This is a genomic window from Pasteurella testudinis DSM 23072 (assembly GCF_900176075.1).
Lineage (GTDB): Bacteria > Pseudomonadota > Gammaproteobacteria > Enterobacterales > Pasteurellaceae > Chelonobacter > Chelonobacter testudinis.
In genome coordinates, this window is sequence record NZ_FWWV01000016.1 from 1 (window position 1) to 15,419 (window position 15,419).

At 39.2% G+C, this 15,419-nt stretch carries 16 protein-coding genes; 11 read left to right on the plus strand and 5 right to left on the minus strand.

Annotated features, from left to right (window positions below):
- Window positions 1-208 (minus strand): helix-turn-helix domain-containing protein (locus B8880_RS07565; RefSeq protein WP_084257015.1); only part of this gene is annotated, 208 nt, incomplete at its 3' end.
- A gap of 621 nt (window positions 209-829) precedes the next feature.
- Between B8880_RS07565 and B8880_RS07570 the strand changes: the two genes are divergently transcribed.
- From B8880_RS07570 to B8880_RS07625, 8 genes are all read left to right on the plus strand, one after another.
- Complete coding sequence (locus B8880_RS07570) at window positions 830-1,522, plus strand: hypothetical protein (RefSeq protein ID WP_208610899.1); 693 nt, start codon at window positions 830-832, stop codon at window positions 1,520-1,522.
- A gap of 37 nt (window positions 1,523-1,559) precedes the next feature.
- Window positions 1,560-1,847 (plus strand): hypothetical protein, encoded by a 288-nt coding sequence (locus B8880_RS07575; protein ID WP_084257016.1) that lies wholly within the window; start codon window positions 1,560-1,562, stop codon window positions 1,845-1,847.
- A 77-nt stretch (window positions 1,848-1,924) separates the two neighbouring features.
- Window positions 1,925-2,530 carry a hypothetical protein gene (locus B8880_RS07580; RefSeq protein ID WP_084257017.1) on the plus strand — a complete coding sequence of 202 codons (606 nt, stop codon included), beginning with the start codon at window positions 1,925-1,927 and terminating at the stop codon, window positions 2,528-2,530.
- 4 nt (window positions 2,531-2,534) lie between these two features.
- Window positions 2,535-2,972, plus strand: coding sequence for a DUF1266 domain-containing protein (locus tag B8880_RS07585; protein ID WP_159460737.1), 438 nt, complete (start codon window positions 2,535-2,537; stop codon window positions 2,970-2,972).
- A 79-nt stretch (window positions 2,973-3,051) separates the two neighbouring features.
- Window positions 3,052-3,528, plus strand: a complete 477-nt coding sequence (locus B8880_RS07590) for a hypothetical protein (protein WP_084257019.1) — start codon at window positions 3,052-3,054, stop codon at window positions 3,526-3,528.
- Window positions 3,529-3,950: 422 nt separating this feature from the next.
- The gene (locus tag B8880_RS07600; protein WP_084257021.1) at window positions 3,951-4,493 is read left to right on the plus strand and encodes a hypothetical protein; all 543 of its coding nucleotides are present in this window, start codon (window positions 3,951-3,953) and stop codon (window positions 4,491-4,493) included.
- An 811-nt stretch (window positions 4,494-5,304) separates the two neighbouring features.
- Window positions 5,305-5,520 carry a hypothetical protein gene (locus B8880_RS07615; protein WP_084257024.1) on the plus strand — a complete coding sequence of 72 codons (216 nt, stop codon included), beginning with the start codon at window positions 5,305-5,307 and terminating at the stop codon, window positions 5,518-5,520.
- Window positions 5,521-6,600: 1,080 nt separating this feature from the next.
- Complete coding sequence (locus B8880_RS07625; protein WP_084257026.1) at window positions 6,601-7,140, plus strand: hypothetical protein; 540 nt, start codon at window positions 6,601-6,603, stop codon at window positions 7,138-7,140.
- 137 nt (window positions 7,141-7,277) lie between these two features.
- Here B8880_RS07625 and dnaJ read toward each other — a convergent pair whose 3' ends face one another.
- The 3 genes from dnaJ to dnaK all read right to left on the minus strand — a co-directional run bounded on the left by dnaJ (window position 7,278) and on the right by dnaK (window position 11,051).
- The gene (gene dnaJ, locus B8880_RS07630) at window positions 7,278-8,411 is read right to left on the minus strand and encodes a molecular chaperone DnaJ (RefSeq protein WP_084257027.1); all 1,134 of its coding nucleotides are present in this window, start codon (window positions 8,409-8,411) and stop codon (window positions 7,278-7,280) included.
- Window positions 8,412-8,443: 32 nt separating this feature from the next.
- Entirely contained in the window at window positions 8,444-9,052 is a 609-nt protein-coding gene (locus B8880_RS07635; protein WP_084257028.1) for a hypothetical protein, read from the minus strand.
- Window positions 9,053-9,137: 85 nt separating this feature from the next.
- Window positions 9,138-11,051: a molecular chaperone DnaK gene (gene dnaK, locus B8880_RS07640; protein ID WP_084257029.1), complete on the minus strand. Its 1,914-nt coding sequence runs from the start codon at window positions 11,049-11,051 to the stop codon at window positions 9,138-9,140.
- A gap of 346 nt (window positions 11,052-11,397) precedes the next feature.
- On the opposite strand from dnaK, the gene B8880_RS07645 reads away from it, so the two are divergent.
- Window positions 11,398-12,864, plus strand: coding sequence for a YdgA family protein (locus tag B8880_RS07645; protein ID WP_084257030.1), 1,467 nt, complete (start codon window positions 11,398-11,400; stop codon window positions 12,862-12,864).
- Window positions 12,865-12,946: 82 nt separating this feature from the next.
- Here the strand turns inward: B8880_RS07645 and B8880_RS07650 are convergent, their stop codons facing one another.
- Window positions 12,947-13,858, minus strand: a complete 912-nt coding sequence (locus B8880_RS07650; protein WP_084257031.1) for an acetamidase/formamidase family protein — start codon at window positions 13,856-13,858, stop codon at window positions 12,947-12,949.
- 252 nt (window positions 13,859-14,110) lie between these two features.
- Here B8880_RS07650 and B8880_RS07655 point away from each other — a divergent pair, with 252 nt between their 5' ends.
- Window positions 14,111-14,569: an RrF2 family transcriptional regulator gene (locus B8880_RS07655; protein WP_084257032.1), complete on the plus strand. Its 459-nt coding sequence runs from the start codon at window positions 14,111-14,113 to the stop codon at window positions 14,567-14,569.
- A gap of 10 nt (window positions 14,570-14,579) precedes the next feature.
- Complete coding sequence (locus B8880_RS07660) at window positions 14,580-15,395, plus strand: PPK2 family polyphosphate kinase (protein ID WP_084257033.1); 816 nt, start codon at window positions 14,580-14,582, stop codon at window positions 15,393-15,395.
- Window positions 15,396-15,419 lie beyond the last annotated feature (24 nt).

The following is a 15,419-nucleotide window of genomic DNA, read 5'->3' on the forward strand; positions in this document are numbered from 1 at the left end:
TGGCGTTGAGCTTGTCTTGCAATGTATATTTTTGCGTAATATGCAACACGGCCAGACCATTTAAGCCGGAATGCCTGTATTGTAAAACCCATCGGCGGATACAGCTTTCCGGTGTTTGAAAAACGCGTGATGTGTTACTGATAGATTGGGGCTGTTGAAGGTAATATTCAACGACGTGTTGTTTAAATGCTTGGGTATATTTAGTCATAAAAATCTGCACCTTAGTTCGTTGGTTTTGGAGTCCAACTTTTGGGGTGCAGATCACAAACCGCACTTTAGATAATTTGTCATGTCTTTTCTCTCTATCCACATACGGATAGAGTCTGTTTTGCAAAGATTATCATTGTGCTTTGATAACTTAAATCAATTGAAGAACGGATCTTGTATAATCACACCTTCCGTGCTTGCTGCATTATCTCTCCTGTTATCTCGTTTATTATAAACCATAATCTATAACATTAAGCTTAAAAGTATCGCGGTAGATTTAGCTTAATCGGTCATTGGTGTAATACGCTATTCTATTGATCAGGCAATCCATAGTGTAAATTAACGTAATCAACCTCACACAGCATGCCACGGCAACATGCTGAATTTAATTACAATATTTTCCACTAATCATGTTACATCTCGGCATTGCCCGAATTCTAAACACTCCAAATGATTTATATGTATTGACAAAAACAATCTTAGATTGATTTGTATGTGTTTATTTTTTATGTCTTATCCGCACACATAAAAAATTTAAATCATCTGAAAAGAAATCAATTTGTTAGATGCGCTATGTGTGTAAATTAATCTAGGTTATTTTAATTATTAGGGTATTCATCTTATGAAAAAAATGTGGCTATTTCTTATCTTTTCACTATTGGGTAACAATCTTTATGCCAAAAATAAAGAACTCATAAAATCTATTGATGTTTATATTACCCCCTATTACTCCGCACAAAACGGAAAAGCTGAGGTGGTAAATACTTACGAGTTAATCAACCATCTGCTACTCAGCAATAAATTAGATGATTTTAAAAAAGCGGTACAACTAGTTGAGGCTGCTCCTGACAATGTTACACCAATGACACTCATGGTGTTGGCTGCCAGAGCCTATGACTTTGGTCTGCGTGATGAAACCGTATTCTGGTTTTACAACGGAAAAAACCGATACATTACTTTGGTGGACGTGATTGACATCAAAGATAAAATGTTTTTTGAAACCCGAACAACAATGGGAGCGTTTATTAACCTGATAGGTTCGTTTATCAATTCCTATGCTTTTTGCGATATAAACAAACAGCGTGAAATTCAACAAAAATCAATTAATTGGGTAAGGGAACATCCTTATCAAATAATATTTTCGAAGGAACTGCCTTCACCTCATACTGATCGTCAAGCCGCCCTAAAAAAAGCGGAAAAGGAGCTGGACGATATACTCAAAGATCAAGATGCTTATTTTGCTAATCCGAAAAACCTTGCCGAATTTCAAGCAAAACGAAAAGCAAATAATGCAGATCAACAATTTTGTTGGTAAGCCTAATTCTATAACTTAACTTAAAAAAGAGGAAACTATGTTAAATCTAAATTGCCCTAATTACCAAAAATCAATGGGATTAATTAATAATTTCAATAATATCAATCGTAAGGAGGTAACCTGCCCTCACTGCCAAGCTGCTGTGAATAAAAAATTCAATATCGTCAGAGGGTTATTAGCCGCATTAGGAAGTTTAATTATTACTACGGCTATCTTATTTTTCTTTCTCGGTGATGGTAATACCACAATGTATCTCGGTGCTTTCGCCGGCATTATCGGATTTATTACGTTTGGTGCAAGCTACAATAAAAAACCGAATTCATAGCAATATACGAAGAATCCCGATTTATGCGGGATTTTTTTTACTTATCTCATTTCCATTTTGACCTTAAGGAAAATATTATGAGCTTAAAAAGCAAACTTTATCGGAAACAATTCGCCCCTTTCAAACCACTCGTGGCTGTCGCTATCATACTTGCTATGTATTTTTACGGGCTGATTGATTTTGACTTCTATTCACAAAAACTCGGTTTTGATATACCGCATTGGATTTTTTACAGTATATTTGGTGCTCTTTGTCTGTATACGGCTTGGAAAACCTTTTGGGGTGTCATTTGGATATTGAGCGCCAAAGAAAATAGTCGCTCAAAATGCTTTTTTGGCATGTTGAACAATAAAAATCCACAAGTAAAAATTGAAAATGAATTAGAAGAATATGCTCTCTTGGCTTCCGCATTTTATGAAGCAAGTGAAATACTAATCGGTGATAAAGAAAGTTTAAGGGAACTTGCTAAAAATCCAAATTATATTCCCTCTTACCGTTTAGATAAAGAAGGTGATCTGCGAGGAGGATCTCAATTTATTAACAGTATTGAAGGAATGCACCATTTAACCAAAAAAGAAGCAGAATATCGCTTAAAAGTGCCTCTTGAAAATGCTTGGGGAATCACAGGTAAAACATCAGCACTTGAGCAAATGGACGCATTATGGCATATCGTCAGAATATAATCTATTGGATTCTGAAAAAGGCGTGCTTTATAGTAAAACTGTACAGGATTTCGGTTATAAAACGGTTAATTTCAAGACAAAGACTAACGTAGCCGGTTTTGATATTATCCGTTTTATTTGGGTTGCTCGTTCAAGTTTTACTTTAGGTTATATTCCTGAAGAAAACGTACGCAACGCATTATGGAATGCAGCGCAATTTATTGCAGCATCTTATGAAAGTTGGGAGCAACTCGGCTATTCTTATTTAGTAACCTTCTTAAATTGGAATTTAACATCAAATTATGATGAATCGACCTATTCCTATATCACTGAACGTGTAACCGCTATCAATCAGTTGTTTTCTGAATCCAATAGTCCATTAAAAGGCACCTCGTTAGATATATTACGTACTATTATCGAAAAAGAATTAGCTGATAACAACAAGCAAGACTCCATTATCTAATTAACTATTCAATGCCGATATAGAAAATGTCGGCACTATTTTATTTAATATCATTTGGAAATCTTTAATAAATATCATTATGCAAGATAAAATTCGTTGTCCTTATTGCCTGAGCGTGTTGAATCAACAATTCATCAAACACCATCAGTACTATTGTGGCAACTGTTTGAAGAAATACCGATTACAATCTGTCGAATCTACTGAATATATAATTTCTTTAAAGCAGCCCAAGGAATATGATGAAGAGAAAGATTATTTTAAACAACTCGAACTCAGAAATAAATCACTAGATAAAAAATCATTTTGGTCTCTTTTTGTGCCTTATTATCTTGAACAAATGGTCAAAGAACTTAAGCTCAAAGGGCGCTATCGAGTATGGTTTATTGTAATATTTCTCTTAAGCTTATTTGCTTTTCGTATCTATCAATCTGAAAAACAATATATTTTTCAAGATATTGAAGTTCAAGAAAATAATGAACGGCTGAGAACAATTATGGAAAAAGTAGAAAAAAATAGGCTAGAGCTACAGCGACGAGCTGAGGAAAGAGAAAAATAATCTAGGGAAATCAATAAATATGAGTGAGATAGTTTACTTTCTTTGTGGTTGGGCTACGGCATCGATAATCAGTTACTTTTACTGCAAACGAGTTGTACTGCTTATCTTGGGGCTCGTACTGTTTGTTTCGATCGAGATCATACGCCGGAACAGTGAGTATTTTCAAAATTGGATAGCGAATATATATCCAATTACGATGTTGCTTGCTTTATTGTTTTTACACACATTCTTGATGTTTGCAACTCCTCTAATGATGAAAGTACCGAGAATAAACCAGAAAAACAAAGAAATCGGAACACGGGTTTTTATTGCTATATTTTATATCTTCACCTTGTTTTTTCTGTTTATGATGTTTATTAAAGGAGTTATCTATTGATTAATATCGTTTTTTTATGCTATTTTGATTTTAAATGGTTACACATATGAAAAATCATATCATAATAATAGTAGAAAATGGCTATGCGACTTACTGGGATTCTGCTAAGAATAAATTCTATCGTAGTTATGTTGGCTTAAGAAAATTTAACAACGGCAAACATTATATTATTGTTGTAATTTCACTTCATTTTCTAAAACAAATTGATGATTTTTTAAATACGGCAGTTCGTAATTATTTTTTATTTTGGACTGTAGGCACATTAAGTGTAATCGGACTATTCTCAATCTTGTTTAATGTTTTTTATACAAGAGTTACAAGTAAGATAAACTTGCTTTCTATTGAAGAGGATTTTATCACTCATGAATTTTATAATAAATTTAAAAGTAGAATAAAAATAATCCTCATCAGCATGTTGATTTTTATTAGTCTATTTTTGGTCTTTATCATTCTTTCTTGGAATGTGAAAAGTATAGCATTATTGTTTTGTGCGTGGGCTTGTTTGTGTTGTAGTATCATGATTTTCCAAGGTGCTAATTTTATAGGGCTTTATCGATTTTATCAAAAATACCTAAAAAACTATGATTAACCCGATAGAGAAATAAGTATGAAAAGATATATTCTCACCATGTTTTCAATTTTTGATATTTTCTATTTATTCATTTATTTTTTGAATTCCTTCAAAGATAGTAAAATCCCTTTTTATGATGATCTTTTATCTTTGCCTACACTATTGGAAAAAGTAGGCGTTTTAGCGGCTGTTTTCACTATTCCTAGTATCATACTGCTTTTATCATTATTTTTATCTGCATACTATTATTGCATTAATAAATGGAACGGGTTTTATCTTGCCCTTTTCCAACTTCCACTCCGAATTTTTTGTTTGTTACCCACTATTCCATATTCTATTTATGTTTTCAAATCATTGTTTAATCTAGCAAGCATCTATTCATTTTGCTTTCTCATCACACTAGAACTAAGCAAGATTCTTTTTCTCTATTTACTTTTTAAAGAAAATAGGAGCATTAAGTGATATTATTTCTATGTTTTATGCTAATTATGGCGGCATTATTCAAATTTCATTATAGAAACAAGATGTTATTTTTAATCTTTGCAACGCTATTAGTTTTGATAACTTATTTAAATGAACCAAGCTACAGAGTGAATTTCTATTTAATTATTTTTCTCATTTTAATTTTTCTAACTTCTTTTGGCTTACTTTCCATTAACATTGTTATAAGAATTGCATTCAATAAACTTAGGTATAGAGAGAATATAAGGAAAATATATTTAACATTCTTTTTTATTGGATTATCGGTACTATCATACAAATTTTTGGTTGATGGCATATTAGAAAAATAAATACATTACTATCACGTCTCTAAACTCGTGAGGAATTGATGAAAAAATTTATTGTCGTGATTTTTGCTACTATATTAATTACTGCATTAAGTTATGCTGTTTATTCCGCATCTCTGACTTATAAATTCAATGAAACTGAGGGGATATCTACTGCAAATACACCGGACAGAAGAAATTATCTCCCGCTATATTTTGAAACTCAAAGATCATACTTGATAACGGCGGAGATACCACGGCTTGTGGTGAAAAATTAGTAGCTTGGATTAAAAGGAAAATTAACCCATCTGAATCACTGGATAAAAAAGCGTATTATTTGGAAAGTTGAAAGCGTTGGGGGTATTAAACCCCATAGTTCGAATAAAAAAGGATTAAAAACAATGATATTAAATATATTTTCATTCTTAGTCTCTATATCCTTAGTGTTATTAATTATATTTCTTTATAATAGAATTCGATTGATAGTTTTTTATTAGTTATACCATTTTGGCTCTTGATAAATATGATAATATTTAATCAAAAAGATGTTTTAAATATAGAAATATTTCGTTACTTATCAAGATTTAATGATATGCTTTTTGGACTATTCGTCTTAGGATGTATAGCCAAGCGAAATATTAAAAGAGCGTATAATTTTCAATTAAACTTTCATAAAAACAAGTCTATTATAGAGTATATAATTGGTTTTCTATTTTGGTTCGATATAAGCTTTGATATTTTTTCCCTATGCACCTATATTATGATACTATTTCATCTTCATTTTAAATAACATTTATACCGATTAAAAAGCAAGTTAAAAATCATGAATAAAATTAAATATTTTTGGAATTACCTGTTTTATTTTGCTTGGCGACTGCATTGTAAAATAGGTTTTATACTGATAGAACGTCCGTTAATGTATCTCTTAGAAAGCATACTAAAATTCATGCCAATGAGTAAACATAATGCAGCCACACGTTATCGAAGTCGGCGAGAAGTGTTAGATGATATGGAGACTGGCTTCAATATTCGTTTTGTATTTAAATATTTCTTAACCCTGACTTGGGCAATAGTCGTAAGCGTTTTTTCTTATATTATTGTTTATTTAGGCATAACGATAAACAATCCCCACTCTTTAACTGTGCATTTTATTGTTACAATCTTAATTTCACACTTGATTAATATTAAATTGCTAGGCTGGTATAATAATGGATATATTACTTATTTTAAAGATTTCAAAAAACGCACGAACAACACGCTAGGTTATTTCTCTATTATTCTTTTCTATTTTCTAACATTTTCCTTTTGTCTATTCACACTTTATTTTCATACGGAATTTGATTTTCTAAGGTGATGGTATGAAAAAATTAATTCTTATTCCTTGTGTTTTAATTATCTGTTTTTCGTTATATCAAACAGTAGAAAAAAATTCTTTCAAATCACTTAATCAAGAATATTTAGACGCTCTCATAACAGATGATAATAATAAATTGAGAACATTACTAAATAAAATAGAGGTAACTCAAGGAGATTTAGAAAAATCATGGCTTAAAGCTTATATTTATGTAGATTTAAAGGAATACTCCAATGCACTACAAGTGATCCAATTTATCTATAATGAAACGCGTGATTACCGTACTCTGTTAAGAATCTGTATGCTGAAAGATAGAGTTGGATTATTTGATGAAAATTGTTATAACAACGTAATTCTCAATTTTAGACATCATAATTCTGATTACTATAATCTGGAAAATTATTGGTATGCTGTTTTTTTATCTGGACAACATAGTGAAATTATCAAGAATGATCTAGAGAAAACACATTTGGATAAAGAAAGATTAAATTATTTACAGAATACGCCGAGAAAGAAACTTATTTATGATTTTTTTCCTGAGTAGGTAATTATCCTCTTCGGGCTTTCTCAAGATAGCACAACTATCCCAGTGGTTTAGAGCACAAAAAAACGACCTTACACATAAAAAAATGCAGTTAAATTTCCATTTAACCGCACTTTTATTCCAAAAACTAAATCAACTTACTTAGTCAAATCATCAAAAAACTTCTTCACGCCGTCCAAAAAGCTGGAGGATTTCGGGCGGTTTTTTCCGCTGCCTTCGAGGCTTTCTTCCAGTTTTTTCAACAGATCTTTTTGCTCGTCATTGAGTTTGACCGGCGTTTCGATGATCACTTTACAGATTAAATCGCCGGCGTAGTGGCTGCGGGTCGAGGTCACGCCCTTGCCGCGCATTCTGAACAGTTTCCCGGTTTGGGTTTCCGCCGGAATTTTCAGTTTCACGCGTCCGTCTAAGGTCGGCACTTCGATTTCTCCGCCTAATGCCGCCATGGTGAAGCTGATCGGCACTTCGCAATACAGGTTGTTGCCGTCACGTTCAAAGATATGGTGCTCTTTGACATGAATCACCACATACAAATCGCCTGCCGGCGCACCGTTTTCGCCTGCCGCCCCTTCGCCGCTCAGGCGCAGTTGGTTGCCGGTATCCACTCCGGCCGGTACTTTGACCGACAGATTTTTGGCTTTATGTACCCGTCCGTCGCCGTGGCATTTAGTACACGGTTTTTCAATTTTCTTACCGGTGCCGTGACAGGTCGGACAGGTCTGTTCAGTGACAAAGAAACCTTGCTGGCGGCGCACACGTCCTGCACCGTGACAAGTCGGACAGGTTTCCACTTTGGAATCTTTCTGCGCACCGCTGCCATGACAGGAATCACATTCCGCCAAGGTATTGATTTTAATATCTTTACTTGTGCCTTTGACCGCTTCTTCCAGCGTGATTTCCAGATCGTAGCGTAAATCGTCGCCACGCACCACACGCTGCCGTCCGCGTCCGCCACCACCGAACATATCACTGAAAATATCACCGAAAATATCACCAAAATCCGCACCGCCAAAGCCACCGCCGGCGTTGCCGCCGAAACCGCCTTGCTCGAATGCGGCGTGTCCGTATTGATCATAGGCGGCGCGTTTTTGCGAATCGGTCAACACTTCATAGGCTTCTTTGACTTCTTTAAACTGCGCCTCGGCATCTTTGTTGTCCGGATTGCGGTCAGGGTGATATTTCATCGCCAAGCGTTTATACGCTTTTTTGATCTCTTTTTCTTCGGCATTGCGCGCAACGCCTAACACTTCATAATAATCACGCTTTGACATAGTCTTTCCGCTTTTATTTATTAATAATGGTATTACTTAATGTTATGTATCTGTTTATAAACTTCTAAACGCTCATTAAATTCATACTTTGCAGCTTGCTTAGAAGTACAAATACTATCATAGGATCTGTTTGATAATTTTTGAGTGACAATAAATCCATTTTTAATAAAACGTTTAAATTCTAATTTTAGAGGCTTATCTTTATCTTCACTTGATGAGTAAATGTTGAATAGTTCAGCTTCTTTTTCCTTAATTAAGTCTAACTCCTGAATTCCTTTCCAAATACTAGGAAATATAATTCGTTTAACGCTGACAGGTTTTAAATTATATGTTAATTGATTATTATCCAAACTCCATTTACCTATATTAGTTTGTAGATATTTGAAAGGGGAACTAAAATAATCCTCAATTGGTTGATCAAGCAGAATGCTACGGATATGGTGATCGAAGATATAATTTTCATTTCTCATCGAACCATCAACATTTAATGTCAATAGATCTACTGTACCTACCCTAACATCCTTATACTCGGTTTTACAAGACCATTCACCGACCAAATCATTAGCAGTTACCTGTTTTGTTGAGTTAGAACAAGAGATAAGTAACACACTTGATAAAGAAAACAAAATCAGTTTTTTCATGCTTTTCATGCCCCGAATAACAATTACACTTAATAAGCTAAAAGGGCGTATTCAATACGCCCCTACAATTAACATTTGAAAACAACTACTTGTCTTTCACTTCTTCAAATTCGGCATCGACCACATCATCGCCGCCTTTGCCTTGCTCCGCTTGGGCTTGCGCCTGTTGCTGACCGGCTTGGGCTTGTTGCTGCGCCGCTGCGATTAATTTTTCAGAAGCCTGAATCAAGGCTTGGGTTTTGGCTTCGATCACATCTTTATTTTCGCCTTTAGCTGCGGTTTCCAACTCGCTGACCGCACTTTCAATCGCGGAGCGATCTTCACCGCTTAAGGCTTCACCGGCTTCTTCCAGTTGTTTACGGGTTGAGTGAACGAGGTGATCCGCTTGGTTGCGGGCTTGCACCAACTCTTCAAATTTACGATCCGCTTCCGCATTCGCTTCGGCATCACGCACCATTTGTTGGATTTCGTCATCACTCAAACCGGAAGAGGCTTTGATCGTGATTTTTTGCTCTTTACCTGTGCCTTTATCTTTGGCGGAAACGTGTAAGATTCCGTCGGCATCAATATCGAATGTAACTTCGATTTGCGGCATACCGCGCGGTGCAGCTTGGATACCTTCGAGGTTAAACTGTCCCAATGATTTGTTGTCAGCGGCGCGTTTACGCTCCCCTTGCAACACATGAATGGTTACCGCACTTTGGTTATCTTCCGCCGTGGAGAACACTTGACTGTGTTTGGTCGGGATCGTGGTGTTTTTCTCAATCAGTTTGGTCATCACGCTGCCCATGGTTTCGATACCTAATGACAACGGGGTTACGTCAAGTAACAACACGTCTTTCACGTCACCTGCCAACACGCCGCCTTGCACCGCCGCACCAATCGCCACCGCTTCGTCAGGGTTCACGTCTTTGCGTGGTTCTTTGCCGAAGAATTCAGCCACTTTTTGCTGTACCAACGGCATACGGGTTTGACCGCCTACCAAAATCACATCATCGATTTCGGATACGCTCAAATCGGCGTCTTTCAGTGCGGTACGCACCGGTTCCAATGAACGTTGTACCAACTCTTCTACCAAAGACTCAAGTTTGGCACGGGTCAATTTGATGTTTAAATGTTTCGGTCCGGTTGCGTCCGCGGTGATATACGGCAAGTTGACGTCGGTTTGTTGTGCCGAAGACAACTCGATTTTCGCTTTCTCACCGGCTTCTTTCAAACGTTGCATTGCCAACGGATCGTTGCGCAAGTCGATACCTTGCTCTTTTTTGAACTCGTCTACCAAGTAGTTGATCACACGGTTATCAAAGTCTTCCCCGCCCAAGTGGGTGTCACCGTTGGTCGCCAACACTTCAAAGGTTTTTTCGCCGTCCACATCGTCGATTTCGATGATAGACAAGTCGAATGTACCGCCGCCCAAGTCGTAAACCGCAATGGTGTGGTTGCCTTTGTCTTTATCCAAACCGTATGCCAACGCCGCCGCCGTCGGTTCATTGATGATACGTTTCACTTCCAAACCGGCGATACGACCCGCATCTTTGGTTGCCTGACGTTGTGCGTCGTTGAAGTATGCCGGCACGGTGATAACCGCTTCAGTCACTTTCTCGCCCAAGAAGTCTTCGGCGGTTTTCTTCATTTTTTTCAACACTTCCGCTGAAATTTGCGGCGGTGCCATTTTTTCGTCTTTTACCGATACCCACGCATCACCGTTGTCGGCTTTGACAATGTCAAACGGCATGATATTCACGTCGCGCTGCACTTCTTCATCGGTGAAACGACGACCGATTAAACGTTTGATTGCAAACAGTGTATTTTTCGGGTTGGTTACCGCTTGGCGTTTCGCCGGTTGACCGACTAAGGTTTCACCGTCTTGTGTATAAGCGATAATTGACGGTGTGGTGCGATCCCCTTCCGCATTCTCGATAACACGCGGTTTGTCACCGTCCATCACTGCCACACATGAGTTTGTTGTACCCAAGTCAATACCAATAATTTTTCCCATTTTGTTTCTCCTGTTAAATCTGAAATTCTGTCTTAAACCAAGCGAATTGCTGTGATGTCTTTAAGATGCGGACTAAAAATCGGATTTCAACTCTATTTTTAAAAAAATTGTGCAATTTTATAACCGCCGTTCAAAGCCATCGCTTCATTCTTGTGCCAATAAATAAGACTTAAAAAAGCAACTTCAAGGGGTAAAGTGCGGTTTTATGAAAAAAATTATGTTTTCCGTTTTGTAGCTGGCACATAAGAGTCTGAGTATTTAGCTATGGTATTTCTGATTTATTGCCGATATACTGCTTCAATTGGCAAGTATATTTAACCGCTCACTTCATCTTCACAGGAGAAATATGATGAAAAAATCGTCCCTAGCCATCGGTGTCGTTGCTGCCCTTGTCGCAGCTTGGATTGGTGGTTCTTGGTATTCCGGCAAGGTTCTACAGGACAAATATCCGGAATATATCAGCAACGCCAATCAAAATGTAGCAGCTAATTACAATGTCGCTTTCCATGGTGTTTACCGTTTTGAAGTTAAAAATACCAAATTGGAGCGCAGTCTTTTTTCTACCGAAATTGAAGATCAATTGATTGTTACCGATTTATCGGATAATTCTCAGCTTGTTTTTCCATTCAAAACCACTGCCGAACACGGCCCGCTTCCGCTCTCGCGTTTGAGTAAGCTGAAGTTGATTCCGGTTTTGACCAGTGCGCATTCCGAACTGGCGGAAGATCCGTCGATTGGCGAATTGTTCAAAGCCAGTAAGGGCATTGCACCTTATAGCGGCGATTTCACCATTAGCTACGGCGGTCAAATCCAACAAAATTCGACCATTGCCGCCTTTGATTACCGCAATGCGGAAATCAGCATCAACAGCACACCGATTCAGATTAAAAGCGATACCAACCAAGACGGCGTCGGCTTGATTAAATTGCAACTGGACAAGTGGGTTTCAACCTTACCCGCCAATGAGTTTAACGATCAATACCAAGCAATCACGGTAAACCGCACAATCACATTTGATAACGTCACGCTGGATTCCGATCTCAAACCGACAGACTGGAAATATGTCCCGATAGGAAAACAGGTCTTTGATATCGGTTTGATCAGTGTTACCGATGAGGCTGTCGAAGGATATACGCCGGATAATGTCCAGTTAAAGAACCTCAAACTGGATTACGAAACCGTCATCTCTTCCGGCTTTGCCGATTACCGCTTAAATAACAGCATTGAATCCTTAGTCGTACAAGGTGAAAATTTAGGACAAGTCGATTTGAACTTTAATTTAGGACACTTATCGCCTGAATATTTAAATCAAGGGATTGCGGCATTTACCAATCCAAATCCGGACGAGCAAGAAAAGCAATTGACCGCTGCCGGTTTAGGTCTATTAAAATATCAACCGACTTTCTCGATTCAACCGCTTAAATTGAAAAACAGTGCCGGTGAAAACCAACTGACCTTTGATCTCGCTTTCTCCAACGCCGATCAGCAAGCCGCCTTAATGCAAGGCAAGTTTTTGTCGCTGTTTGACAAACTGGAAATGAATGCCAATCTCAACCGCCAATCTGCAGAAGTCTTCGGCACAAGTATCTCTAGACTGGACGGCGTTGAAAATCCTGAAACCGCCGCCAAAGCGGAACTGGATGCCGCCTTGCAGGAGGCTGTCGCTCAAAATGCGTTGACCACCAACGATAACGGCGCAACCTATCAATCTAAATTAATCTTGGAAAACGGCGAACTGAAATTCAACGGTCAAGTGATTCCTGAACAAGAGATTGCCCAAGCCTTGATGATGATATTTATGGGTGGGTTTTAAAATCCGGCAATCTAAGTAACAATCTCACAACGGGCGGATATCATTCCGCCCTTTTTTACTCCTTTTCCGTCTTATAATGACACTAATCCGGCAACAACGGCATGGCGTTTAATTGGCGTAAGGTGTCGTGCGGCAAACCGAAGCGACAGGTTTTATTCGGATCAACCACTTGCCCGATTTCCAGTTGTCCGGCAATACTTTGCAAGGCGATCGCCTGATTGGCATCAAGACTGCTGTGCGCCAATAAATAGTCGTGCATCATTAATGTGGCTTGTTCAGCGGCGAGATTCAAATCGGCGTGCGATGCCAAGGTATAAAGCATATTTTCGGTCAGTACCAGCGGCAACGGGTATGGACGGCCTTTGATCACCCGCACCCGCACTTCGACCGTACCGCGGATTTCCAGTCCCGACACGCCCACTTCGCCATCACCCATCGCCGCATGCAAATCGCCCAAGGCCAACAGCGCCCCGGGCACATTCACCGGCAAATACAAGCATGTCTTTTCAGCAATAATTTTACTATCCATATTGCCGCCGTGCACGTCAGGTATGCCACAGCTAATCGCCTCGCCTAAAGGCGCGGTACCGATCACGCCGATCATCGGATTAAGCGGTATACGGACATGATCAAACAACAGGGCATGATTGTCATACACCGGCACAATATCGACCCGACCGCATTGCAGGCGTGCACCCGCCACGCCCAATCCCGGCAGCGTCGCCAACACCGCCTGTCGTGCCAATTCGATTTTACGGATATATACCGCTAAGGTATCGCCCGATTCGGCACCACGCACAAATACCGGCCCGGTTGCCGGATTAATACGATTCCAGTCAACGCCGTCCGGCACTTGACCTGAAGAAGTAATTTGATTGGTGAAGCAATCGCAGGTTTCAAAACGAACTACGGCACCGTCTTCCACCGTCAACGCGGGCGGATTGTCGGCGGACATAGCAAAAATGATCTGGTCGGCATTAACGGTTGCAATCATGACAAACTCCTGAAAACGGATTGATAAAAGAGACTTGGATTGTGTCTATCCTAACCCAGCGCGTCTGAAAAAAACAGGCTTAGCTATGCCGCTTACGGCTTTTTCCGGAAAGAAATCTCCTCCCTTCGCAAGGCTGCTCATCATGGCATTTTTTATTTTTCATACCGCACTTGACAATAATCAACCTCAAGCTTACCCAAACTATGCTAATATTTCATTTAAGATTATCTTATTTATTACCGAAACAGGCTTATGAAACTAAGTAAATTCACCGATTACAATCTGCGGGTTTTGATTTATCTGGCGCTGCATACTGATCGGCTGTGTACCATTCAAGAAATTGCAACCGCGTATCAGATTTCTGAAAATCACCTGATGAAAGTGATTCATCACTTGGCAAAACAGCAGACAATCTTGTCACGGCGCGGCAAAGGCGGCGGAATCCAGTTGGCACGTCCGGTAAATGAAATTAATCTGTCCGAGGTGATTCGCAACGCCGAAGGCGACGATTCCTTGGTCAGATGCCGCGATCACGGCGTAGTCTGCTGTATCGCACCGGTTTGCCGGCTGCCTTCGTTGTTTGAACAAGCCCTTGATGCCTTTTATCAACACCTCGCGCAATATTCCCTGAGCGATGTATTAAAACACCCCGATTTATTGGCACACCATTTCACGCTGCCGGAAATCAAACAATCTACCGCCCTGAATTAAGGATTTATTTATGACTTTCGACAGTAACCGTTACCGTATCAATACTAAAAATCCTTTAAATATCAAAGAATTTTCTACTAACGGTAAAAAAGATATCGCCGAAAGCAAAGAGGAGCGCAATGCGATTCTGACCGCACTTTCGCCGGAGCTGGATCAGCTGCAAGATTTATTGTATGCCGAACATCAACGTAAAGTGCTGATTGTGCTGCAAGGCATGGACACCTCCGGCAAAGACGGTACCATTCGTGCCGTATTCCAAAGCGTTGATCCGCTTGCGGTGCGCACCGCTTATTTTAAAGCGCCGACCGAAAACGAGCTGGATCGCGACTACCTTTGGCGGGTGCATAATGTCGTGCCGCGTCGTGGTGAAATCGTGATTTTTAACCGCAGCCATTATGAAGATGTGCTGGTCACCAAAGTCAAAGGCTGGATCAGCGATGAGGAAGAGCAACGCCGTTTGCGCCACATCAATGATTTCGAACGTTTGTTGGCAGAAACCGGCACGGTGATTGTAAAATTTTTCCTGCATATTTCCAAAGATGAACAAAAAGAGCGGTTACAGGAGCGCTTGGATAATCCGCACAAACAGTGGAAATTCAATCTCGGCGATCTGGACGATCGCAAACTGTGGGGTGATTTCCAACACCAGTATGAAAAAGTGATTAATGCCACGTCCACCGAACACGCCCCGTGGTATGTGATTCCGGCAGACTCCAAATCCGGCCGTAACGTGATTATTATGAATATTTTGCTGCAAACCCTGCGTGAAATGGAGATGCAATATCCAAAAGCCGACACGACAAATTGGCCGAAAACGATTGATTAACAAGATTATGGCTTTTCTTTCCGC

Bases quoted from the DNA above. Each gene is read 5' to 3' on its own strand.
- B8880_RS07655 (WP_084257032.1), top strand. From the start codon at position 14,111: ATGAAACTAAGTAAATTCACCGATTACAATCTGCGGGTTTTGATTTAT.
- B8880_RS07660 (WP_084257033.1), top strand. From the start codon at position 14,580: ATGACTTTCGACAGTAACCGTTACCGTATCAATACTAAAAATCCTTTA.
- dnaJ (WP_084257027.1), bottom strand. From the start codon at position 8,411: ATGTCAAAGCGTGATTATTATGAAGTGTTAGGCGTTGCGCGCAATGCC.
- B8880_RS07645 (WP_084257030.1), top strand. From the start codon at position 11,398: ATGATGAAAAAATCGTCCCTAGCCATCGGTGTCGTTGCTGCCCTTGTC.
- dnaK (WP_084257029.1), bottom strand. From the start codon at position 11,051: ATGGGAAAAATTATTGGTATTGACTTGGGTACAACAAACTCATGTGTG.
- B8880_RS07650 (WP_084257031.1), bottom strand. From the start codon at position 13,858: ATGATTGCAACCGTTAATGCCGACCAGATCATTTTTGCTATGTCCGCC.
- B8880_RS07580 (WP_084257017.1), top strand. From the start codon at position 1,925: ATGAGCTTAAAAAGCAAACTTTATCGGAAACAATTCGCCCCTTTCAAA.
- B8880_RS07590 (WP_084257019.1), top strand. From the start codon at position 3,052: ATGCAAGATAAAATTCGTTGTCCTTATTGCCTGAGCGTGTTGAATCAA.
- B8880_RS07570 (WP_208610899.1), top strand. From the start codon at position 830: ATGAAAAAAATGTGGCTATTTCTTATCTTTTCACTATTGGGTAACAAT.
- B8880_RS07575 (WP_084257016.1), top strand. From the start codon at position 1,560: ATGTTAAATCTAAATTGCCCTAATTACCAAAAATCAATGGGATTAATT.
- B8880_RS07600 (WP_084257021.1), top strand. From the start codon at position 3,951: ATGAAAAATCATATCATAATAATAGTAGAAAATGGCTATGCGACTTAC.
- B8880_RS07635 (WP_084257028.1), bottom strand. From the start codon at position 9,052: ATGAAAAAACTGATTTTGTTTTCTTTATCAAGTGTGTTACTTATCTCT.
- B8880_RS07615 (WP_084257024.1), top strand. From the start codon at position 5,305: ATGAAAAAATTTATTGTCGTGATTTTTGCTACTATATTAATTACTGCA.
- B8880_RS07625 (WP_084257026.1), top strand. From the start codon at position 6,601: ATGAAAAAATTAATTCTTATTCCTTGTGTTTTAATTATCTGTTTTTCG.